The organism is Shewanella vaxholmensis, from assembly GCF_031932135.1.
Taxonomy (GTDB): domain Bacteria; phylum Pseudomonadota; class Gammaproteobacteria; order Enterobacterales; family Shewanellaceae; genus Shewanella; species Shewanella hafniensis.
Genome location: NZ_JAUOEV010000023.1, coordinates 12,387 through 35,524, shown reverse-complemented (window position 1 = coordinate 35,524; position 23,138 = coordinate 12,387). Strand labels below are relative to the sequence as shown.

General features: G+C 47.1%; 19 protein-coding genes, 1 tRNA gene and 1 pseudogene. 13 read left to right on the top strand and 8 right to left on the bottom strand.

Translation table 11 applies throughout. The features are described 5' to 3' along the window. Positions 1-19: 19 nt before the first annotated feature. Positions 20-811 carry a hydroxyacylglutathione hydrolase gene (gene gloB / locus Q4Q46_RS17520; protein ID WP_311906608.1) on the bottom strand — a complete coding sequence of 264 codons (792 nt, stop codon included), beginning with the start codon at positions 809-811 and terminating at the stop codon, positions 20-22. A 154-nt stretch (positions 812-965) separates the two neighbouring features. Here gloB and Q4Q46_RS17515 point away from each other — a divergent pair, with 154 nt between their 5' ends. Next, entirely contained in the window at positions 966-1,706 is a 741-nt protein-coding gene (locus tag Q4Q46_RS17515; RefSeq protein ID WP_311891775.1) for a class I SAM-dependent methyltransferase, read from the top strand. A 30-nt stretch (positions 1,707-1,736) separates the two neighbouring features. Beyond that, complete coding sequence (locus tag Q4Q46_RS17510; protein WP_311906607.1) at positions 1,737-2,645, top strand: LysR substrate-binding domain-containing protein; 909 nt, start codon at positions 1,737-1,739, stop codon at positions 2,643-2,645. A gap of 242 nt (positions 2,646-2,887) precedes the next feature. Here the strand turns inward: Q4Q46_RS17510 and rnhA are convergent, their stop codons facing one another. Next, the gene (rnhA, locus tag Q4Q46_RS17505; RefSeq protein ID WP_006081489.1) at positions 2,888-3,358 is read right to left on the bottom strand and encodes a ribonuclease HI; all 471 of its coding nucleotides are present in this window, start codon (positions 3,356-3,358) and stop codon (positions 2,888-2,890) included. Positions 3,359-3,428: 70 nt separating this feature from the next. On the opposite strand from rnhA, the gene dnaQ reads away from it, so the two are divergent. From dnaQ to Q4Q46_RS17480, 5 genes and pseudogenes are all read left to right on the top strand, one after another. After that, complete coding sequence (dnaQ, locus tag Q4Q46_RS17500) at positions 3,429-4,157, top strand: DNA polymerase III subunit epsilon (RefSeq protein ID WP_106650381.1); 729 nt, start codon at positions 3,429-3,431, stop codon at positions 4,155-4,157. A 10-nt stretch (positions 4,158-4,167) separates the two neighbouring features. Beyond that, on the top strand, positions 4,168-5,541 hold the full coding sequence (locus Q4Q46_RS17495) for a TIGR03503 family protein (RefSeq protein ID WP_311891773.1): 1,374 nt from the start codon (positions 4,168-4,170) through the stop codon (positions 5,539-5,541). Positions 5,542-5,830: 289 nt separating this feature from the next. After that, positions 5,831-5,907, top strand: a tRNA-Asp gene (locus Q4Q46_RS17490). A gap of 275 nt (positions 5,908-6,182) precedes the next feature. Beyond that, positions 6,183-8,174 carry a cation:proton antiporter gene (locus tag Q4Q46_RS17485; RefSeq protein ID WP_311906606.1) on the top strand — a complete coding sequence of 664 codons (1,992 nt, stop codon included), beginning with the start codon at positions 6,183-6,185 and terminating at the stop codon, positions 8,172-8,174. 412 nt (positions 8,175-8,586) lie between these two features. Next, positions 8,587-8,679: pseudogene (locus tag Q4Q46_RS17480) on the top strand (IS200/IS605 family transposase); the annotation flags it as partial. A gap of 142 nt (positions 8,680-8,821) precedes the next feature. On the opposite strand, the gene hypF reads toward Q4Q46_RS17480, so the two are convergent. Genes hypF through hyaA form a run of 6 tightly spaced genes read right to left on the bottom strand, consistent with a single transcriptional unit; the run spans position 8,822 to position 17,323 of the window. Then, complete coding sequence (gene hypF, locus Q4Q46_RS17475) at positions 8,822-11,338, bottom strand: carbamoyltransferase HypF (RefSeq protein WP_371833786.1); 2,517 nt, start codon at positions 11,336-11,338, stop codon at positions 8,822-8,824. Continuing rightward, entirely contained in the window at positions 11,331-13,217 is a 1,887-nt protein-coding gene (locus Q4Q46_RS17470; protein WP_311906605.1) for a Kae1-like domain-containing protein, read from the bottom strand. Before Q4Q46_RS17470 ends, hypF begins: the two co-directional genes overlap by 8 nt. 3 nt (positions 13,218-13,220) lie before the next feature. Beyond that, entirely contained in the window at positions 13,221-13,778 is a 558-nt protein-coding gene (locus Q4Q46_RS17465; protein WP_311906603.1) for a HyaD/HybD family hydrogenase maturation endopeptidase, read from the bottom strand. A 7-nt stretch (positions 13,779-13,785) separates the two neighbouring features. Continuing rightward, entirely contained in the window at positions 13,786-14,460 is a 675-nt protein-coding gene (gene cybH, locus Q4Q46_RS17460; RefSeq protein ID WP_006081382.1) for a Ni/Fe-hydrogenase, b-type cytochrome subunit, read from the bottom strand. A gap of 19 nt (positions 14,461-14,479) precedes the next feature. Beyond that, a complete protein-coding gene (gene hyaB / locus Q4Q46_RS17455) occupies positions 14,480-16,183 on the bottom strand; it encodes a nickel-dependent hydrogenase large subunit (protein ID WP_311906602.1) in 1,704 nt (567 codons plus the stop codon). 3 nt (positions 16,184-16,186) lie between these two features. After that, positions 16,187-17,323, bottom strand: coding sequence for a nickel-dependent hydrogenase small subunit (gene hyaA, locus Q4Q46_RS17450; RefSeq protein WP_006081384.1), 1,137 nt, complete (start codon positions 17,321-17,323; stop codon positions 16,187-16,189). Between the two features lie 385 nt (positions 17,324-17,708). On the opposite strand from hyaA, the gene Q4Q46_RS17445 reads away from it, so the two are divergent. The 6 genes from Q4Q46_RS17445 to Q4Q46_RS17420 all read left to right on the top strand — a co-directional run bounded on the left by Q4Q46_RS17445 (position 17,709) and on the right by Q4Q46_RS17420 (position 23,054). Then, positions 17,709-18,176: a TlpA disulfide reductase family protein gene (locus Q4Q46_RS17445; protein WP_311906601.1), complete on the top strand. Its 468-nt coding sequence runs from the start codon at positions 17,709-17,711 to the stop codon at positions 18,174-18,176. A 3-nt stretch (positions 18,177-18,179) separates the two neighbouring features. Beyond that, on the top strand, positions 18,180-18,398 hold the full coding sequence (locus tag Q4Q46_RS17440; protein WP_220775984.1) for a DUF4266 domain-containing protein: 219 nt from the start codon (positions 18,180-18,182) through the stop codon (positions 18,396-18,398). A gap of 124 nt (positions 18,399-18,522) precedes the next feature. Next, positions 18,523-19,842: a DUF3570 domain-containing protein gene (locus Q4Q46_RS17435; protein WP_311906600.1), complete on the top strand. Its 1,320-nt coding sequence runs from the start codon at positions 18,523-18,525 to the stop codon at positions 19,840-19,842. A 130-nt stretch (positions 19,843-19,972) separates the two neighbouring features. Further along, complete coding sequence (locus Q4Q46_RS17430; RefSeq protein WP_126492094.1) at positions 19,973-20,881, top strand: FAD:protein FMN transferase; 909 nt, start codon at positions 19,973-19,975, stop codon at positions 20,879-20,881. A gap of 34 nt (positions 20,882-20,915) precedes the next feature. After that, positions 20,916-21,575, top strand: coding sequence for a response regulator transcription factor (locus Q4Q46_RS17425; RefSeq protein WP_006081389.1), 660 nt, complete (start codon positions 20,916-20,918; stop codon positions 21,573-21,575). 84 nt (positions 21,576-21,659) lie between these two features. Next, positions 21,660-23,054, top strand: a complete 1,395-nt coding sequence (locus tag Q4Q46_RS17420) for an ATP-binding protein (RefSeq protein WP_311906598.1) — start codon at positions 21,660-21,662, stop codon at positions 23,052-23,054. The last annotated feature ends 84 nt before the right edge of the window (positions 23,055-23,138 follow it).

Below are 23,138 nucleotides of genomic sequence, written 5' to 3'. Positions count from 1 at the left end.
TACAATATTGCTTTTGTGATCAAAAATTATCTTTCCACTGTCTGAGCAGGGTAAAACTGCTAAGTTCGTCTAAATTGGCATGATTTAGATCGCTAAAATGCTGTTTTATGCTGTCAACAATCTCAGTGTCGCTGGCACGTAAAAAGGGATTAATGGCGCGTTCTAAGGCGATGGTGGAGGGGATAGTCGCTTTCTCTTGGCGACTTAGCTGTATGGCGCGTTCGTTATAGTCTTGCAGCGCGCGATTGTTGGGATTGACCGCGAGGGCAAATTTGAGGTTTGAAAGTGTGTACTCATGGGCACAATACACCCGAGTGTCGGCGGGAAGCTGGGCAAGTTGCTGTAGTGAGTTGAGCATTTGCGCTGGCGTCCCTTCAAATAAGCGTCCGCAGCCACCGCTAAAGAGGGTGTCACCACAAAATAAGGCATCATCAATAACGTAGGCAATATGTCCTGCTGTGTGCCCTGGAACAGCTAAAACTTGCAGCTCGCTACTCATATAGTCGAGTGTTAATCTGGGCTGCGCTGCTGCGTGCAGTGGATGGGTGATGCCTTTAATCTTCTCATTGTCTGGGCCAAAGACCGTGAGCTGGTCTTGACTGTAGGCTTGAAGTTCAGCGACGCCACCCGTATGGTCATTGTGGTGGTGGGTCAGTAAAATGCCCGCTAGCGTGAGTTGATTGGCCTCGAGATAGTCAATAACTACATTCGCATCACCGGGATCGACAACATAAACCTGCGTTTGCGGCTGTTGTTGTAACACCCAGATATAATTGTCATTAAAGGCTTTAATCGCTGTTATAGTGAGCATAGAACTGCCTATGTCTGTATTTCAATTTGAAGATAAAGGTATTATCCATAAGTGAACAGCCTTTGGCGACCTTTGCCGCTTTTGCCCTGTGGCAAAATGGCAGTAATTTTTGACCCAATTGGATACTTGTCTACCAAGCTAACGGAGGAACTCTGTGTCGCATTTTAGTACTGAGCTCAAACCCGAACAATGGAGCGACTTGCCCAATGGTGAAGCGCTGCAACAAGCCGTTGCTAAGCAGCTTGAAGATTGGTGGCCAAGAGTCTTTGGTTATCATTTGTTAAAGTTAGGGCCTTTGAGTGCCGAATTATCGAGTATGGCATCGCCAGTGGCCCATCATTTTTCACTCTCGTCATCTCAAGGCGCCTCAATTGAAGGTGATTTTTGCCATTTACCCCTGCAAAATGCCGCGATAGATGCGGTGGTCATGAGTCTATTACTCGAATTTGAATCCGATCCTTACCGTATTCTTCGCGAAACCGACAGGGTACTCATCGCCGGAGGTTATCTTTTTATCATCGGTTTTAATCCCTTGAGTCCGGTATTTTTGGGTAAGTTGTGGCCTAAGTATCAGGATTGTCTCCCATGGAATGGCCGCTTCTTTATGCCATCAAGGGTGCGAGATTGGTTAGGTTTATTGGGTTATCAAGTGGTGGGCGATGAACGTTTGGTCTATCACCCTTTAATGGGCGATTTCACCCAAGGCAAATTTTTTCAACAGAGTTTAGCGTCATGGTTGCCTAGCGCGGGCAGTTTGTATTTGATTGTGGCACGCAAACTTGAGTCGCCACTCACGCCTATCCGCGATAAACGTAAGGTGCGGCAGACAAATTGGACCACGGCACCGACCGCGGGACGTTCAGGGCATTTATCAGAGCATTCGAAAAACGGATAAGCCTTTTCTATTTTAAGTACAGGTTTTTATATGCGTATCACCCTAAGACAATTGGCGGTATTTGAGGCTGTGGCGCGTAGCGGCCAAGTCGCAAAGGCGGCGGAGCAAGTTAATTTATCACCACCTGCCACTTCTATGGCCTTGGCAGAGTTAGAAAAACAGCTCGATGCCCGCTTATTCGAGCGCATTGGTAATCGATTACAGCTGAACTCGCAGGGTAATTTATTGTTGCCACTGGCGACGGATTTATTGCACCGTGTCGAGCAAATTGAGCAGGCATTTACCTACCATGGCGGCGATTTGGTTGGGCGGTTAAGTATTAGTGCCAGTTCAACCATAGGTAACTATTTGATGGCGAAAGCCGCAGTGGCATTTTGTCAGCAACATACTCAAACCCATGTGGATGTGGCGATTACTAATACTCAAGATGTGATCCAAGCGGTTGCGCAGTTCCGCTCAGAAATGGGTTTTATTGAAGGCCATTGCACTGACAATCGTTTGAGTGTCGAGGCATGGCATAAGGATAGATTACTGGTGTTTTGCCATCCGGCGCATCCTCTAGCAGGGAAAGTCGTTAAACCGGCGCAAGTGAGAGGCCAGTCTTGGGTGCTACGTGAAGAAGGCTCGGGCACTCGTGAGTATTTTGTCAATGCTGCCAATGAGTTGGATATGCAGCCAGAAGCTAAGTTCTGCTTTACTACGCCGGATGCAATTAAACTGGCGGTGAAACAAGGTGCTGGGCTTGGGGTGTTATCTGAGCTGGCGCTGGAGAAAGAAATCAGCCGCAAAGAGTTAGCATTAGTCACGATTGAGGGATTAGTGCTGGAGCGGCAGTTTTATCGTATTACCCATAAGAGTCGTCAGGCGACATCCTTAGGTCAAGCTTTTGTGCAGTTTTGTGAGAATTTTTTCAATATCGCAGGTGTAGAAGTTAAATAAACTTTTTATAGCAATGGCCCTTGTAAACAGTGAGCCTAAGCGATTTGTTTAAGAGGTTAATGTTGACGGTGGGCTTAAACGGTGAGATTAATCGCGAAATAAATCATCACGCCTCAGTATTTAGCTTAGGCGTGATGGCATCGAACTCACTTTTCTAATTCAGTTTTCTAACTTACTTTCGAATTTAGCTTGTATGAACTTGGGTTGTTCAAACTTAGCTCGTTTAAGTAAGGGCCACAGAGTTAAGGCTGGTAGCCTAAGTCGGGTTGGGTTGGTTTAGATTCTGCCGCAGTGCGAGCTAGCACGTCGCAACGTTCGTTTTCGGCGTGTCCTGCGTGGCCTTTAACCCATTGCCAGTCGATAGTGTGCATCTGTGAGGCTTTATCTAATCGTTTCCATAGATCAACGTTTTTGACTGGGGTACGGTTTGAGGTCATCCAGCCTTTTTTCTTCCAGCCATGGATCCACGTCATTATGCCTTGGCGCATATACTGACTGTCGCTGGTGAGCACGACTTGGCAAGGCTCTTTCAAGCTTTCTAACGCTATGATGGGAGCTAATAACTCCATGCGATTATTGGTCGTGAGCGCAAAACCGTCGGACATCTCCTTTGTATGGCCTTTATAATTCATTACAATGCCATAGCCGCCAGGACCGGGATTGCCTAAGCAAGAACCGTCGGTGAAGATGTGGATCAGTTTTAGTTCAGTCATCAAATTGTTACCATAGCCGGGAATTTCGGCCGAGTATAACCAAAAATTGTCATAAGAAGCGCATAAAAACATGAATATTATCTCTAATGCTAGCCGTCAGGTTATTTTGGATACCGAAACCACAGGTATGAACCAGGGCAGCGGCGCCATTTATTTAGGCCATAGGATCATCGAGATAGGTTGCGTGGAAGTGGTGAACCGTCGTTTGACGGGACGTTATTACCACCAATATATCAATCCTGGGCAAGCAATCGATCCTGAAGCCATCGCCGTTCACGGTATTACTGATGAGCGTGTTTCTAAAGAGCCGCGTTTTCATCAAGTTGCCCAAGAATTTATTAACTTTATCGACGGTGCAGAAATCGTCGCCCATAACGCGAACTTCGACGTGAGCTTCATGGATCATGAGTTTTCACTGTTGCAGCCGCGTGGACCGAAAACCGCTGATATTTGTCAGATCCTCGATACCTTAGAAATTGCTAAGTTCCTGCATCCCGGCCAGAAAAACAATCTCGACGCTCTCTGTAAGCGTTACGGTGTGGATACGTCTCGCCGCGAGTACCACGGCGCTTTACTCGATGCCGAGATCCTCGCCGATGTTTATTTGATCATGACAGGCGGCCAGACAAAGTTTAATTTGTCTAACGAAGAAGCGGGGCAGGAAGCGGGGGGGATCCAACGTTTTGATCCGCAATCACTTAATCTTAAAGTGATCGGCGCATCGGCCGATGAATTGACTATGCATGAACAACGCCTTGATTTAGTCGCAAAATCAGGTAAATGCCTCTGGAGAGGATAGAAAAATCATTATGCCGATGTCGTGCCATAAACTTATTTTAGCGCTTTGCCTTGCTGTCACTACACCGCTTGTGAGTGTGACGTCTGTATTGGCCGCCGACCAAGAGCCTGCCCAAAAAGTTGTTAAGTCGCCTAAGGCTGCCCCGATTGTAGGATTGGAGACGGCCTCAGAGCTGAAAAACCGTTTTCGTATCGACCATATGGTCGATAACATGACGCTGTTAGTTGAGCGTGAATACGGCTCTGCGCCAGTAGTGATAGTATTGCCCGATGGCAGTAAATGGTATGCCAATCGCCATCCCGAATCCGTTAAATGGGTCGATGGTATTACTGGCGATATTATTTACATTGAGTCGCCTATGCCTGGACCTTGGCAGTTGGTGGGTAAAGTCGTCCCAGGTTCGACCCTCAAAAAACTCTCTAAACTCGAAATCGAAGTGCAGCCTTTGCCGCAGCCGATATTCCAAGGTGAGCAAGTTAAAATTGTTGCCCAGTTGATGGGGGATGCCCAGCGTGTGCGCATGCCGGGACTCGACTTTCTGGTGGAGTGGACGGCTCATTTTGTGAGTAAGCACAGGGCCGGCGATGAGAATTTTGCCGCGGGTGACATTATTGTCGGCTCCTATAAAGACAATGGTGAAGATTATGATGAAAAACCTGATGATGGCGTATTTACCAGTAATATCAATGTAAAGCAGCCTTGGGGTGACTATGAGTTTGTGGTGCAGGCACGCAACAACGTGTTTGAGCGGCAGATTTCATTTCCGTTTAGATTATCACCGCGGCCAATTAATTTAGAAGTCATTACCCCAGACGATCCGTTAACAGGGCAATGGAAGATCATGTTGCACGTCGATAGTGCTGTGCTGCAACTGGCTGAAACGCATTTTTCCTTTGAGTTGGTGGGCCCTGCTGGCTTACAACTGCCTTTAACGGTGAATGGCCTTACTGAGCCGGACTCTGAACTAGATTTACCGACTGTGACTGAGTTTGGTAGTTATCGTATTAAAGGTTTTGTAGCAACGACAACGATTACTGGTCGAGAGATTGTGCTGGATTTACCTGAGCTATTTTTCAACTTAATTCAGCCACCAGAGCCACCGCCGAGCGCCGAAGAGTTAGCTGCTGTTGCTGCACAAAAAGCGGCAGAGGAAGAAGAACTTGCAAAGAAAGATGCGATGTTTTGGATCATCACAATCAACACTATCTTATTAGTCTTGGGCGTGGTGGGATTAATTGTGTGGCGTAAACGCCAAAGTCTAGCACAGGCCTTAGCTGCCGCTGAGTCACGTTTATTGGAAGAAGCATCGGCGAATTCAGCTGCAGCGCCTTCGTTAGATGAAATCGATCTCACTATGCCAGATGAAGCGGATAAAGACCGATAGTTCGCAGTCACTTAATGTGTTTGATTAATCACTTTGAACTGCGGTGTTTCAGCGATATTTGGTACATAAATCAAGCTCAACTATTGATTTGGTTTTTTTTTAATCAAATGAAAAATATAAGTAAAAAAACGGTTGACGCCTGCAGGGCTCGACCGTATTATTCTTCGCATCTTAAGCAGAAGCCTTAATAAGTCAGTTTGATTATAGTATTTCTGTATTAGCTTCAGCGGCCTGTCACGCTGAGGTTAGCGGGTTTAAAACTCGTCAGATATTAGATATGGAAGAATTTGGAGCGGTAGTTCAGTTGGTTAGAATACCGGCCTGTCACGCCGGGGGTCGCGGGTTCGAGTCCCGTCCGCTCCGCCAAATTAATAAAAAGGCCTTACAGCAATGTAAGGCCTTTTTATTTCTATCTTTTTCATCAAATAATTGCAGCATAAAATCGCTGCAGCTTGCAGTCCATCGCTGTTGCGCCTTGGTTTCACTTAGGTCATGCAGTCTTCGATAAACTTTATAGCGTTTATGCATTTGCTGCTATTGTTAAGCGAAATAGATAATTCCCGAGCCATTATCATGCTTATGTCATCTATTTCATTAAAGATAATGCGAGCTCATTGTTTTCCTCACCTAAAGGATTTTTTATGGTTGAACAAATCACGGGTATGTTAGCGCTGATTGGAGTGTTATCGCTTTTTTGTCAATGGCTTGGTTGGAAACTACGCTTACCGGCAATTTTGCCCTTACTGCTCTGTGGACTCACCCTCGGCCCCGGACTTGGTTTCCTCAATCCCGATGTGATTTTTGGCAATTTACTCTTTCCGATCATTTCTCTCGGGGTTGCCGTGATCTTGTTTGAGGGCGCTTTGACCCTCAACTTTAAAGAAATCAAAGATCATGGTCGTATGGTGACGCATCTTGTGACTATAGGGACAGTGATAACTTGGGCTTGTATCAGCACGGCCACCTTTTATTTACTCGATTTTAGTTGGGAAATAGCACTCCTCTTTGGCGCATTAGTGGTGGTGACGGGACCGACGGTTATCGTGCCTATGCTTAGAAGTGTGCGCCCTAAATCCCAACTTGCCAGTATTTTGCGCTGGGAAGGCATAGTTATCGACCCCATAGGCGCATTGCTGGCGGTATTAGTTTTTGAATACATAACTGTTTCAGGCGATCCCACGACACATGTGCTCTATGCATTAGGCTCTATGCTTTCGCTAGGATTAGGGCTCGGCGCTGCGGCAGGTTACCTCACAGGGCAAATATTAAGACGCAACCTGTTACCACATTATTTGCGCAATACCGCAGTCTTGACCTTAATGCTGGGTATCTTTGTCGGCTCTAACCTATTACAGGAAGAGTCGGGTTTACTGACTGTGACCGTTATGGGCATTTGGCTTGCCAATATGCGCGGTGTGGATATTGCTGAAATCCTCGAATTTAAAGAAACCTTAACCGTACTGTTGATTTCGGCACTGTTTATTTTATTGGCGGCGCGATTAGATTCTAATGCCATGCTCGACTTAGGTTGGGGTGGACTGGGCGTTTTAGCGGTCACTATGTTGCTAGCACGGCCACTGAGTATTTGGGTTTCTGGTATAGGCACCTCTTTATCGAGGGCTGATAAGTGGTTTTTATGCTGGATTGCACCGCGAGGCATTGTCGCTGCGGCGGTATCGTCATTGTTTGCGATTAAGTTAGAAGCCAACAATGTGCAGGGCGCTGATGCGATTGTGCCCTTAGTGTTTTTAATTATTATCGGCACGGTTGTTATCCAAAGTTTAACCGCGGGACGTTGGGCGCGATTCCTAGGTGTCAAAGCCGATTCTGCCCAAGGTCTATTGATTTTCGGTGCTTCTAAATTTTCCCGTGAGTTAGCTAAAATCTTAAAAGCCAAGGATATCAAAGTGCTATTGGCTGATAATAACTGGGATAACATACGCCTCGCACGTATGGATAATATCCCAGTGTATTTTGGTAATCCCGCATCGGAACATGCTGAAACCTATATGGATTTAACGGGGATTGGCCGCGTGTTGATCATTTCGCCTTATCGACAATTGAACCCTTTAGTGAGTTTCCATTTTCAAGATTTCTTTGGCACTAAGAAGGTCTTTGGCTTAAATAATACCGAGGTCGGCAGTGCGCGCCACCAGCTCTCAGAAAGTTATAAGCAGCGTTTATGTTTGTTTGGTGATGCCGTGTCCTATGCCAAGATAGCAAGCCTAATGGCGAGAGGCGCTCAGCTTAAAGTGACCAATTTAACTGAAAACTTCAGCTTTGAGCATTTCCGTAAGCGTTACGGTGAAACGGCTATGCCACTGGTTTATTTAACCAAGGAAGGTAAGGTCGTTGTAGTGTCTGGCAACGATACTGTGTTCCCGAATGGTATTGAGCTCATTAGCCTGCTACCGATTGAAGCCTTAGAAGAAGCCAAAGTACAGCAAGCGATTGCAGAGCGAGAAGCACAGGAAGCTCAAGAGAAAGCCGCAGCAGAAGCCGCTTTAGCGAAGATAAAAGCGGATGAAGAGGCTGAACAATTAAGGCTTGTACAGGCTGAAGCTAAAGTGGCTATTGAGGATAATACCGCTGATCCACTTCAAGCTGCAGATGAGACTTTAGCGAAGAGTTAACCCTGGATTAAAAAGGAGGCTAATGAGCCCAATGCCGCTCAGTTAAGGACATTGTTTGTCTATATTCCTAAAAAACCTGAGCCTGGAATAAGCAGAGCCGCTGAATAGGCATCTTTTCGGGCCTCTCTGCGTTGCTCTGTCTAATCATGGCTCGCTATGGCGTACGACAGAGCGCCTTGATATGCGCAAAAATCTGTGCATTCAGTCAGAAAATAGATTTTTCGCTTCAAGCTAATAAATTATATTATTGATTTGATTGTTAAATTTATATTTTTCGACATTCATTATCCCGAGTTCAGGTTAAAAAGATCAAAATCTGATAAGTTTTTGTCATCGGATTTTTATGTAACTTTTAAGTAGGAAAGTAAGTCATCGCTTCACACCACTGAATCCGCAGCTATTTTACTTTCTAGGCAATAGCTTTCGGGCGAGAGGTTATTTTGTAGATACGGTAGGTGTTAATGAAGAAATCATTAGACGATATGTGCGCCATCAAGATAAATAAGATCAGGAACATGAGGCTCAAGTCGTTGCAGATGATGTAGGTTCTTGGAACAGATCCTTCCAGGGGCGAGTTAAAGCCGTCTTCTAAGAAGGCGGATTCTTTACTTGATTCATCACTGTTACACGCTTAGGTTTTATCGTGATTAGTTTCTATGCATTCCATACCAAAGTTGACCTAGGGCGATGCCGCCATCATTGATGGGGATCTGTTTACTGGATAACACTTGATTGCCTTGAGCGCTGAGCTCGCTCAGGCAGTATTCCAAGAGGTATTTATTTTGAAATACGCCGCCGCAGAGCACGGTTGGAAGGTGTTTGTACTGGGCGGCATAGTCGCATATAGCATCACCTAATGTATGTAAAAAAGCGCGGGCGATGGCATAGCATCTATTGTCTGTTAGCGGTTTTTCAGTCATTAATTCAACAATCTGCTTGAACATTTCACTGCTGCGCCACTGGTCAACGTCAAGAGGTAAGTTAAGCGACATGGCTTCAAGGGCTAATGCATCGGCGCGATTGGCTGCGGCTTCTATTGCCATGCCTGCTTGACCTTCAAATTGTGTGGTTTCGATTAAGCCTAAGGCGCAGGCGAGGGCATCAAACAAGCGTCCGACCGATGAGCTTTTAAGTGCGCTACCGTTCTGCCAGATCTTATGTAAGTTAGTCAGAGTGTTTGGGCGCATGTTGTTTAATATAGGTAATTGCAATGCGAGTACAGAATCGAGGCTCATTTGCTCGAACAATAATGCCAGTAACAACCTCACGGGTTGCTTAATGGCTTGTTCGCCGCCCAGCAGGGCTATAGGCTCAAAGTGCGCCAGTCGTTTGGCTTTATCGAGCGTCGTTAATAGCACTTCACCGCCCCATAAACTGTCATCGTCGCCAAGCCCGGTACCGTCAAAACTAAAGCCCAATACGGGATCTCGATATTGATTAACCGCCATTACGCTGAGCACATGGGCATGGTGATGTTGCACAGTTAAACATTGGCTTTGGCTGGTATCGCTAAGTTTTACACTCGAGTGTGAGTGCATTTCAGCCCAGCGTGACGGGGCATAATCTGGGTGTTTATCGCGAATAATGAGATTTGGCGTAAAGTGATACAACCGAGCAAAAGTGGCTAAGGTGCGCTCAAAATATTGCTCGGCGCTGACACTGAACAGGTCACCAATATGGGGACTTAAAAACACATTATTACCAAAGCCTAAGGCGATGGCATTTTTTTGCTGCGCGCCCACGGCCAAAATTGATTGGGTTAGCGGTGTATCAAGTGGGAAACTTAACGGCGCATAACCACGGGCGAGGCGCAGCACTTGCACCTCTGCAGGCGAATCCACGTTGGGCTGAATGACTTGTACCACACTGTCATCACAGCCGTTAATAATCGGCCGATTATGATCGACTATTGCATCCACAACATGGCTTAAGTGGCGAATAAGCTCGTCACAATCTGTAATGATAGGCTCACCTGACAGATTCGCGCTGGTCGCGACTAATGGCCCTTTGAAGAGCCCTAACAGTAAATGATGTAGCGGTGTGTAGGGCAAAAATACCCCGAGTTTATTCAGATTGGGGGCGATAGCTAAGCTGAGATCATGCTCGTTTCGGCTACTCATCAGCACTATGGGCCGCTCCTGCGAACTCAATACTCGCCACTCGGCATCCGTCCCTGTGACATAGTGCTGCGCCATGGTGATATCCGCCATCATCACCGCTAGCGGCTTGGCTTGGCGCTGTTTTCGCAGCCTGAGTGCGTTGACGGCATTGTCACTTCGGGCATCACAGATTAAGTGAAATCCGCCCAATCCTTTAATTGCCAGAATCTGCCCTTGGCGTAATCTGTCTGCCGCAGCTTGAAGTACCGCAAGGTCCATACCCAATTCAGGTGCGCTGACATTTGAGGCATTGGGAAGGATGCATTCCCCTTGGGGCGTTTTTAAACTGAGTCTGGGGCCGCAAACGGGGCAACTGACTGGCTGGGCATGATAGCGGCGGTCGAGTGGGTTTTGATATGCTTTGGCGCACTCGGGGCACATGTCAAAATCGGCCATAGCAGTGTTGTGTCTATCATAGGGTAAGGCATTGATAATTGTATATCTTGGGCCACAATTTGTGCAGTTGGTAAAGGCATAGCCAAAGTGGCGATCATCAGGATTATGCATGTCATTCAAGCAATCTTGGCAGGTACTTTTATCCGCTGATACTGCCACCAGCGCACCCATTGATGAACTTGGGTCATCGTCCTCATGGCTGTCGCTTTTTATGATTTCAAATGTGGTTTCGCTTAATAAAATCGGCAGCAGTGTTTGGGTTATATTATCGATACGGGCCAGTGGCGGCGGGGTGGTATTGAGCGTTGTGATAAATTGCGTGAGGTTTTCTTCCGTGCCTTGCAGCTCAATGGTCACGCCTTTGGCATTGTTGAGCACAGTGCCCGTCAGTTGAAATTCAAGGGCATAACGATAGACAAAGGGGCGAAATCCCACCCCTTGCACTATGCCAGTGACGTGTAGCTGACAACGCTTTAGCGCGGCGCCCTTGTGGACAAGGTATTCCAATGCCAGCCTGCGCTTTATCTGCAGATCACTGTGCTTTTTGTGGCGACTATTATGTCTATGTGGCTGCATGCGTTGTGACTTAACTTTTGGCCTCCTAATCATGGGCATTGAGTTGGCGCTGCTTAACGTAAAGTGCGCCAACGGCTAAGTTATCGCCGTCTAAATCTAGGCTGCGATTGACCACTAAGGGGAAGTTCTTGCCTAAGCGTAAACTGATGCGTTTACACAGGGTTTCATTCGTTAACTCATTACCCGCTAAGGCAACATTGTGTACGCCGATATTTAAATCGATATGTTCTAACCAGTTAGAAAGATAATCTGCCAGCGAGTCTTGCATCGCAAAGGCAAGCTGACTCGGATCGTCATTCCCCGCAATACGAAAACTTAAGACAGTGCCTAAGGTTTTACACCAATTTAGGCTGCGGTGGGCTTCACCTTTGGTTAGCGGATAATCGATACGCGGTGCATTGGCACCGTGGTAGCGCATGGCGGCGGCCATGAGTGCATCGCTGAGCCTTGCTTGGCTTTGAGTCTCTTCTTGTGTATTAAGGCCAATTAATATGGCAGCAATCGCCCACAGGCTTTGTAAGTTGTCCCGTCTGCCGTGAAGCTTTAGGCTTAAAAGTTTTAGGTAATCTTCGGGGAATAGGCTCTTAAATTTTTGCGCTACGGCTTTTTGCGGACTGCTGTCCAGTTGATGGAAGATTTCGTAACCGTTATCGGGCAGCTCGGGCAGGGCGAAGAAAAGTTCAGTATCGCCCTTATTATCGCTGGTGACAATTTGACTGGCGTGGGTATGGCTTAAGTAAATGACCGCAGCATTTTTTGCCTGTTTATGACTGGTAAACTTACCGTTGAGCAGCGCACTAAATAGCGCAGCGTCTGCAAGGGTGTGATTTTCTGTGTTGACTGTATTTTGATTATTATCGCTTAGCATACTGGTGCAATGAATATCACTGTCTTCACTTGACGGTACTTGAGTTAATACTGCCACACTCAGTTCGCCTAGGTGCGATCGTGAACGTTTCGCCGCTTGCCATTGGGCTTGATAGCCGTGAAAACTGACTTTTTCCCTTAAGGGTTCTGGGGCGATAAAGTGTTTGGTTTGAGTCTGCGTTGAGCCTAAATCGTGACTGGCGATTTGTGCCCAAGCACCATCGACCCAAGCTAGCTTTGGCCTATTATGCGGCCCTTTAATGTAAACCCAATCGACCCCTTTTTGTCGTAATACTTCCCCGAGCACTAAGATCACTCGGCTGTAGGCAAAGCAAATGTCGTACAGTGGTGCACTGAGTTTGTCGTGTTCTTGCGTGGGTCTCGCACAGATAAGCGGCTTTTCAATACTCGAAAGCGCGAGTACCTGCGCATCGTTCAGACAAAAATGGGCATTCAGCGTATTGGGATTACAAATTAACAGTTGTGGCCGCTCGCCTAAGAGCTGAGCAAACGGTGTGAGACTAAGTTGCAGATTATCGGCGGCCGCTAATATCAGCGGGCCTTGTGTCAGCAGTCCCTGTGCCATGGCTTTAATATCTGACAAGGTTAACGCTTTTTGTGCGGACGTTAATTGTGTTTCGCCCTTGCAGCAAGGGCAAATTAAATCGAGTGTGCCAAACTTAGCCGACTGATTATCGCCAATCAACGGATAACAATGCTGGCAAAAAGGCACTATGGCAGGGCTCGATCCAGACTGTGGAAAGGGCAGTAAGGTTTTGCCGCCTTGGGGCTCGTCGATGGCTTTAATGCCGGAGTCAATCAACCAAGCGGAAATCAAAAAGTCCGCGGCAATGGCATCGGCCAGTTGCTCGAGTTGAGTCTGCTCGCCCTGGGCTTCAATAAAGTAACTGTGCTGACCAAAGTCCTGTTGCCCATCACAGCCTATGCTGATGTTCAGCGCATCGTAATTTAGGTATTGATTACATAAATGCGCGTACAAAGGCACCTGACGTGAGCAGGTAAAATCAAATCTGATGTTTTTCATCTTCTATATACTTTCACCAGTAGTAACGCCGCGTTTATAAGAGTCAGGGATCAGCGAGTCGATACTGTGATCTGCAATACGTGTCGCAGTGAACCCAAGGGAGGCTAAGTGGGATAACAATCTTGATTCCATTAACGGCACTGCGGCGGCGACTTTAGGAGTCAAGCCCAGCACCATAGGTTCGAGCACGGTTGGGGTGACGCCCAGCACAAAGGTCTTAGGTCTGTCGCCAACCATCTCCATCATATTGAGGGTTTGCAGCATTTCGACTTCATGGGCGCTGCCTTGCCAGTCGATTTCCTTCGGTGCCTTATCAAAATCGAAGAAGTAGACTTCGCCCGCTTCTACGCCATTGGCATTGACAGTATCGACTACGATTAAATAATCGTATTGGCAAATTATGGGAATGAGTCCCTGAGCCAAGGTGCCGCCATCGAGCAGCGTTAGCTGGTGAGACTCATGGGTAAACTGATAATTATCAGCTATATAATTGACAAAATGTACGCCGATGCCTTCATCGGCGTACAGGACATTGCCAATACCGAGTAGCAATATCTTCATTGGACTCCTAGTGGTGTGAGTCTGGCTTTGGGTAGTCATAGCCAGAGACAATCGAGTCAACTGAGTTATGTTTGAAGCGTATCCCTGACCAAACCGCCATATAGACGTGGATAACCACAAAGATAACAAATGCCCAAGTTAAGTAGTGATGGAAAATCCTAACTTGTGCCAGCCCACCCATTTGTGCCGTAATCCAAGCGGCGCTGCCCCAAAGCATCCCACCTAAACCTTGGTGATACACATTGGCGTACAACACCAGACCCGTTATACATATCACGAGAGCGACCAGTGAGATTGCTACATAAGTCACAAATTGCAGCGGTCCATATACACCCGCTTTATGTAAGTGACCCATCCATAAGTAAGATTTCAGCTGAGTGATCCAGCTTTTTACACTCATCACATCGCGAAATGAGCGTCGCTCAATGTCACTTCGACTGAAAAAATACAGGTAGAAGCGGACTAAGGTGATCGCGGTCAATACAAAACCGCAGATCAAATGAGCGAAGCGGATCCAGCCTTGTACGAGCACATCCGTACTTTCAGGCGCCACAAGAAACGGCCAAGCAATATAGAATCCGGTGATCACTAGCACTAAAATTGACAGTGCCCTGAGCCAGTGGAAAATCCGTATTGCCGGACTAAAAACCAGTGTCCGAATGCGGGTTGCAGAATGGTTCATTTTGCGTTCCCTCCCTCGATTATTGACCATTGGGACTGACACGGAACTCGCTCAATGCCTGACCTTTAAAATCCATCACGTGTACAGAACACGCCATGCAAGGGTCAAATGAGTGAATAATGCGTATCACCTCAAGGGGCTTAGTTGGATCTTCCAGTTTCAAGCCAATTAAAGAGGCTTCATAGGGACCCATTTTACCGTTGGCATCCACAGGTCCTGCGTTCCAGGTCGTCGGTACTACGGCTTGATAGTTCTCAATCACTCCATTTTTTATGCGGATCCAGTGGCTTAACATGCCGCGTGGCGCCTCAATCATGGCGTGACCTATGTACTCTTTGCTCGGGTCGATATTGGGTTTTACATAAGTTGATTCATCAGACTGGATATTTGTCAGCAGCGCATCGAAGGTTTTTAATCCTTCTTGGGCGACGATAACTGTCTGTAACATACGGGCAGCGGTGCGGCCTAAAGTGGTAAATAGGGCGGCAACGGGTAAGCCTGTGCGAGCAAGCAGGGCATTGACTGAATCCACAACCACTTTGTTACCACGGGCATAACTCACTAATAGGCAGGCTAATGGGCCCACTTCGACGGGTTCACCTTGATAACGGGGGGATTTCACCCAAGAGTATTTACCATCACCATCCAGTGTTGGCAATTTGCCGTAGACGGTATCGCGTTCAACAAAACCAGTGTAATTAGGAATCGTTGTACCGTCATAGGGATGCTGCGGCGCATCGGCGCTATACCAAGCATGGCTAACGTCTTCAGCAATCAGATCTGGGTTTACATCGCTGACACCGGCAAGGTCGCCATTCATGATCACGCCTTGATTGAACATGTATTCGCCATTGGCTAACACAAAGTCATCGGTCGCCATGAAGTTTTTCACATTCACGCCGCCCAGCACGCTTGGCTCAGTACCAAAGGCTTCGGCCGCCATTACGATATCCGCTTGATAAGCACGCAGGATAAAGTCAGTCACGGTCGCATGTTTTTGCTTCCATTCCTGCAGGCGAGCAGGGCTTAGCATGTCGCGCACCGACGTCACACCACCAACAACAACGGATTGTGGATGTGGAGATTTACCGCCAAAGATGGCCAGCATTTCTGCCGCAACACGTTGTACTTCAAGTGCTTTAAGGTAGTGAGACAGCGCGATAAGGTTTTGCTCTGGAGTAAATTTATAGGTGCCATTGCCCCAATAAGCGTTGGCAAAGGGGCCTAATTTACCGGTTTCGACAAAGCCTTTGACTCTTTCTTGCACGGCTCTTAAATCACCTTCACCCGCGGCTATGGGTTTGTCTGTGTATTGCAGCGCAACTTGTGCAGCTTTGGCCGGATCGGCGCTCAGTGCAGACACCACATCCACCCAATCAAGACCGTGTAGATGGTAGAAATGCACAATATGGTCATGCATGTATAAAGAGGTTTGCATCAATGAACGTAAGTATCTCGCGTTCAACGGAATTTGAATTCCCAGAGCGTGCTCAACCGCTTCAGTGCCGCAGCGGTAGTGGGAATAGGTACAGACACCACAGATACGTTGCACAATAAGGCCAACATCCATAGGTGTACGGCCCTTGAGAATGACTTCAATACCGCGCCAGAGTGTGGAGGATGACCAAGCCTTGCTGATGACGTTCTTTTCATCAACTTCAACTTCGATACGTAAGTGACCCTCGATACGTGTGATAGGGTCGATAACAACGCGCTTGCTCATGGGTTATTCCTCCAGCGGTTTGGCAAAAATACTGGCAACGGCATGGGCTCCAATGCCCACCACAGTCGCGCCTAAAATCACCGCACCAATAGTATCTGCGGTCGCATCCAATCCATGGAGGAGTTGACGGCCAAGGGGTTTTTCAAAGTCGGCCATGTCATCCCAGAAGTTAGGTTCTGAGCAGCCCATACAACCGTGTCCAGCAAGTACTGGCCAGCTGGTGTGATGGTTAAAGCGCTCGGTTGGGCAGTTGTTATAGGTGTATGGACCTTTACAACCGACTTTATACAGGCAGTAGCCTTCTTTCGCGCCGTGATCGCCAAATTCTTCAACGAATTCACCGGCATCAAAGCGGCCGCGACGTTCACAGTTATCGTGTACCCGTGCGCCGTAAGCCCATTTAGGTCTGTTAAACATATCCAGTGCAGGTAATTTGCCGAACATGATGAAGTACATCAAAGTGCCGACTATGTTCTTTTCGCTCGGTGGGCAACCGCCTAAGTTAATGACGGGTTTACTGACCACTTCGTGCACGCCTTTCGCACCCGTTGGGTTTGGATAGGCGGCTTGCACGCCACCAAATGCCGCACAAGTGCCGACAGAGATAATCGCGGCGGCGCCTTCTGCAGCATGTTTGATGATTTCTAATCCTGTGTGGCCTTTACAGCCCACAGTGAGGAAACTGCCGTTATTGGCGGTCGGAATTGCCCCTTCAACGGCCAGTAAATAGCGGCCCTTGTAGGTTTCGAGTGCATTTTCGAGGTTTTCTTCGGCTTGCCAACCTGCAGCAGCCATTAAGGTTTCGTGATATTCCAAGGAGATATGATCAAAAATCAGTGAATCTAGATTGGGGGTATCGGTACGAATTAAGGATTCTGAGCAGCCAGTACATTCGGCCATGTGTAACCAGATTAAGGGTACACGGTCGGCTAATTCGGCAGCTTCGGCTACTAAGTTACTAAAAGGGAGCGGCAATGCGAGCATGCTCGTCACCATGGCACTCCACTTCATAAAATCACGGCGACTAATGCCGTGCTGTTGCATTTTCTCAATCAGCGATTGTTGTTGACGGGGAGCGAATTGGCGTAACGCATCTAAGCGCGCCTTTCCCTGTTCATATAGGGCTGCATGTGTGTCCATGGGTCAACCTTTTTTGTTATTTAAATGTAAATTGGTAAGGGTTTACATAATTGACAGGGTCAGTTTAGGCCGTTGGAGTGTAAAGATTATTGATGTATATCAAGAATTTTCAAGAGATGTGATAGAACTGAATTTGACATTTAATTAACATGACGCAGATCTAATTTCACTTTTTCTAATGGGACAAAATGTCTCATATTTGCCATTTTGGATGAAATCGGTCACTTAATCGGCGCTCATGTTATTAAGGTTGCGCTGTTGAAAATGCCGACCTTAAGTGGGGGAGTCTGCGCATACGGCTTAATTGGACTTATATCAGCTTGTTTAAGAAAACCTTAAGATTCAGTTAATAGATTCAAAGGTAATCGTTAACGCGGAATATTCTATGAAGAAAATATTGTTGTTACTCAGTTTAATGGCCGCTGGCGTACAAGCCGCGCCGTCGTTGGATCATCAAGTGTTTAACGCGCAAAACCAAGCTGTTTCTCTGAGTGAGTTTAAAGGTAAAGTTGTCTATGTCGATTTTTGGGCCTCTTGGTGTGGGCCTTGCCGTAAATCCTTTCCGTGGATGAATGAGATCCAAAAAAAGTATCAAGATCAAGGTTTGGCCGTCGTGGCAATCAACCTAGATACAGATAACGAGTTAGCTCAAGAATTCTTAAAACAAGTCCCCGCCAATTTTTCAGTGCGTTTCAATCCCGAAGGAGATGTGGCGCGCAGTTTCGATTTGCTCGGTATGCCGAGCAGTTTTATGTTCAATCGCCAAGGTCAGCTAGTGCAGCACCATGTTGGTTTTTATACCGATAAAGCCGCTGAATACGAGCAAGAACTCGTCAATTTACTGAAGGAGTAATTTATGCTTAAACCCGCATTAGTCGCAGTCACACTCATTATAGGTTTGAGTGGTTGTTCAAATTTAGGGGTGCAGCCATGGGAGAAAGGCCAGTTGGCCCGCAGCGATATGGCGCTCGACAGTGAAAAGCTCGATCTGGCGCTCGATGATCATATTTATTTTAGTAAAGAAGGCAGTAGCGGTGGCCGTGCCTTTGCTGGTGGTGGATGTGGCTGTAACTAAACTCTCCGTTGGTGTTAGTTGCCCTTAGATGTAACGCACAAATGTAACGCGCAGATGTGCTTAAATCACGGGCGAAATCCCGCGGTATTGAATAGATAAAAGTGACCTACAGGTGTTGTCAGCTATGACCCAAAAAAACAATCAAATAAATGCAAGACAATCGAAACAGATTGCGGGTGCGTTAGCCTTAGCCAGTTGTGGGCTGTTTGCCACCAGTGGCCACGCGACTGAATTATCTAAAAAAGCTGACGACTGGAAGGTCGATGCTGCGCTAATGTATTACGGTGAGCAGGATAGAGTGCAGGCCGTTGAAGCCATAGGTACAGCGCAAAAAGCCTTTGGCGATGATAGCGTGCTGGATCTCAAATTGGTGGTCGATAGCTTAACCGGTGCCTCGGCTTCGGGCGCTGTGGCCCAAAGTAGCAGCCAAACCTTTACTCGTCCTTCGGGCAATGGCCAATACAGTGTGGCAGCGGGCGATACACCGCTCGATGACACGTTTCACGATACTCGCGTACAAGCCAATGTCGGTTGGAGTGAAGTGCTAACACCAGATTGGAAACTCAATGTTGGCGCATATGGCTCGAAAGAGTTTGATTATATGTCAATGGGGCTCAATGCCAGTATTGAACGCGGCTTCAATAAAGACAACACGACGTTATTTTTAGGCACAGCTTACAGCTTCGATGTGGTCGATCCTGTCGGTGGACGTCCGGTAGATTTATCCTCAATGGCGGTTCGCGATAACTTCGCCAGTGAAGAAGCATACCGCAGCGCATTTGATGCGACTCGTCAAAGTGGCAGCGATAACAAGCAAACCGCCGATGTGATGCTAGGCATCACCCAAGTACTGAGCCAGCGCTGGTTGTTGCAGGCCAATTATGGTTTATCGAGTGTGAATGGCTATTTAACCGATCCCTATAAAGTACTCAGTGTGGTGGATAACAATGGCATCACTCAGGATCTCTTGTATGAAAGCCGCCCCGATGCTCGCTTGAAGCATAGCTTTTACGTGATGACTAAAGGCGCGTTAGATGCGGGCGTGGTGGATTTTTCCTATCGTTATAATACCGATGATTGGGATCTCACATCGCACACCTTAGAAACCCATTACCGTTATTACTTTACGGGCAATTTTTACGGTCAATTGCATCTACGTTATTACCAACAAACGGCGGCTAACTTCTATCAACCTTTCTTGATGGCAGATGCGCCACTGCCCGAGTTTGCCAGTGCCGATTATCGTATCGGTGATATGTCGGCTTATACGATAGGGATTAAATTTGGCCATCGATTATCGGGCGGTCATGAGATGTCGTATCGCTTAGAGTATTACCAACAGGATCCGAAAAATAACGGCACTACTATCCCAGGAGAGCTGCAAAACTTTGATCTGTTCCCGACGCAGAAGGCGATAACAGCACAGTTTAGTTATTCTTTTTAATACGAAATAATGCTACTGACTCAGATAGCAAGGCGTTAAACTGTATGGGTAGCTTAGCTACCCATACTCAATTTACCCCTGAGCTTATTTAAGCTGAATCCCAGTGGGGTGCCATGTAAAGAGGTGATTTATGATGTCAACATCATCCCTAAAAACCGCACTTTATTCGCTGCAACGCCGTGATTGGGGTTATGTAGGCGAATTTAGAGCCATGGCGAGTCCCTGTGAAATACTCATCGCATGCGATCAACTCGATATTGCCGACGATATGTTGGATATGGCCGTCACTGAGGCGCTGCGTATTGAACATAAGTACAGTCGCTTTATTGCGCAGAATTGTCTGTGGCAATTAAACCATGCCTATGGTCATAAGCAGCTTATTGATGAAGAAACCTGGCAGTTATTGGCTTTTGCCAAACAATGTTTTCAGCTTAGTGATGGATTATTTGATATCTCTGCAGGGCCGTTAATGGAGCTGTGGCGCTTTGATCCCAAAGCCCAATTGCCTGAACATGCCCGCATACTTGCCGCGAAAGCCTTAGTGGGGTTTGAGCGTATCGAGTTTGATTCGCGCCATATTGAGATGCCATCGGGAATGAAATTGGATTTTGGCGGCATTGCTAAGGAATATGCAGTCGATAGAGTCGCCTATGAGTTGGCTGAATGTTATCCAGATATTCCTGTGCTAGTGAATTTTGGTGGCGATATCGCCTGTCCTGTGCCCAAAGTGAACCCATGGCAGGTGGGCATTGAAGATCCTCGCCATCTCGATCGCGCCGCCAGTGTACTGGCTATTAGCCAGGGCGCATTAGCGACCAGCGGCGATACACGGCGCTTTTTTGAAGTAGATGGAAAGCGTTACGGCCATATTGTCGATCCGCGTACTGGCTATCCCGTCGTCCATGCGCCGCGCTCCGTGACTGTGTTAGGGCCAAACTGCGTGACCGCTGGAATGCTGGCGACTATGGCCATGTTACAGGGCCAAGATGCGGAAGCATTTTTACAGCAACAAGATGTTAAGTTTAGTATTTTCCGTTAAGGGTTCTTTTAAAAGGCTCTGTTAAGGACATTGAATGCGTATTATGTTGGTTGAAGACAATGAGTTATTGGCCCAAGGGATTTGCTTGAGTTTGGCAAAGCTGGGCATGCAGGTTGATCACCTTAATAGTTATCAGCAAGCATTACAGGGTGTTAAAAATGAAAGCTTCAGTGCCATAGTGCTCGATCTGGGTTTACCCGACGGTAACGGTAAAGAGTTACTTAAAGCTTGGCGTCAGCAGGGAGTGTCAATTCCTACAATAGTCCTGACCGCCAATACTGATTTTGACACTAAGCTCGAATGCTTAGACATGGGCGCCGATGATTATCTCGGTAAACCCTTCGATGTGCGTGAATTGGCCGCGCGCATTCGCGCCATCGTCAGACGCCAGTACGGGCTCGATCACAACAGTTTGATTATTGGTGCGCTGTGCATTGATTTAAATACCCGCGAAGTGACCTTTCGCGATCAAAATGTGCTGCTTTCGCGGCGTGAATTCCAATTATTGCTTGAACTCGCACAATCAGCAGGGCGCGTATTGACGCGCAGCCAACTGGAACAGTTAACCTATGGCTGGGATGAAGTCGGCAGCAACTCGATTGAAGTGCATATCCATCATCTGCGTAAAAAGCTCGCCAATGAGCTGATTAAAACCGTGCGCGGAATTGGCTATACCTTGATTGAAATAAATTAATTCACTGAATTAAGTGACAATACTCACGTTTGTGGCTATTGATACCTCAGTGATTAGCTGAGGGTTAAACGTTAGGAAACTGAAGTGATTCGATTAAAGGGGCTGGATGTGTATTCACTGCGTTTGGTACTGACATTATTGATTTTGTCAGGTATTTCAGTGTCCGTTGCTGTCTCTAGCTGGTTGAGTACTCGGGATTCTAAGCATCAAATAGAAGAACTCTTCGATGCGCAAATGCTGCAAACCGCGAAAATGCTGGAGCTGTTTTATCACACTGAGCCCGGTGCGACGCCCCAGAGTACCGCGAGACCCCAAGTGCTCCACGTTCCCGATAGCCAGATCAGTTCCTTTGCCGAAAAAGCCGATGCCCTGAAACTCGCCTATGAGCATAAATTGGCGTTTCAAATTTGGAGTGAGGCGGGCGAAGCCTTAGTGCTGTCGGACAATATTGGCCATCAACCTATCACCCGATTCGTGCAGGGTTATCACAAGAAAGTGTTCGAAGGTGAACTCTGGCATGTGTTCAGTTTTTTCTCGGTTAAAAATCATGTTTGGATTGTCACCGCTCAGCAGGATGAAGTGCGCCAAGAGCTCGTATCACAAATCATGCACAACGCGGTTATCGTGCCCTTGATTGTGGTGCCTTTGACACTACTTATCGTTAGCCTATTGTTTTATCTATTGTTCCGGCCGTTAAAAACCTTTGAAAGGGAGCTGATTGGGCGGGCGCCGAACGATCTCACGCCGCTGACTATGTCGCTACCGAAAGAGCTCGTACCCGTTCGACGCGCATTAAACCTATATATCAATAGCATAGCTAGATTCATTGCCCGTGAGCGCCGTTTTAGCGCCGATGCTGCCCATGAACTGAAAACACCTTTATCTGTGATTAAATTACATCAACACGGTTTAGAGAGCCTGATTGACGATGATCCACAGCAGAAATTTCATCTAGCTGCGATTGATGCCGGCGTGGTGCACATGAGTCATACCGTTGAACAGTTACTCGTGTTAGCGAGGGTGGATTCGATAAATGAGCTCAATGTGTCATCCCACGCTATCTTGCCTATGGTTGAAGATGCGCTTAATCAATTGATGCCACAAATCACCGATTATGAATGGAATATCAATATCGCGCCCCAGCTGACCGTGACCTGCGATCGTTTTTATCTGCTGCTGGTGCTAAAAAATATTATTGAAAATGCCTGCAAATACAGCCCGCAGGAATCAGAAATCTCAGTGTCGGCCCATTCACTGGGTGATGAGATTAGTATCTGTATTGCGGATCGTGGCCAAGGCATGACAGAGGAGCAGATTGCTAATGCCACAGAGCGTTTTTATCGTGTGAATGAAAATGAAGGCATAGGTGCGGGTTTAGGTTTATCTATCTGCCATCACATCATTGAATTGCACCAAGGCCGTTTAGTGATCGCGCCAAGGGAGCAGGGCGGATTATCTGTGACTCTTTTTTTGCCGTAATAGTTCAGAAGTTAACATCTTAAAATAGATCCGCAGTTTAAGTGACATCACCTCAGTGGTTTTGATACATTTGGGTGAGTGTAA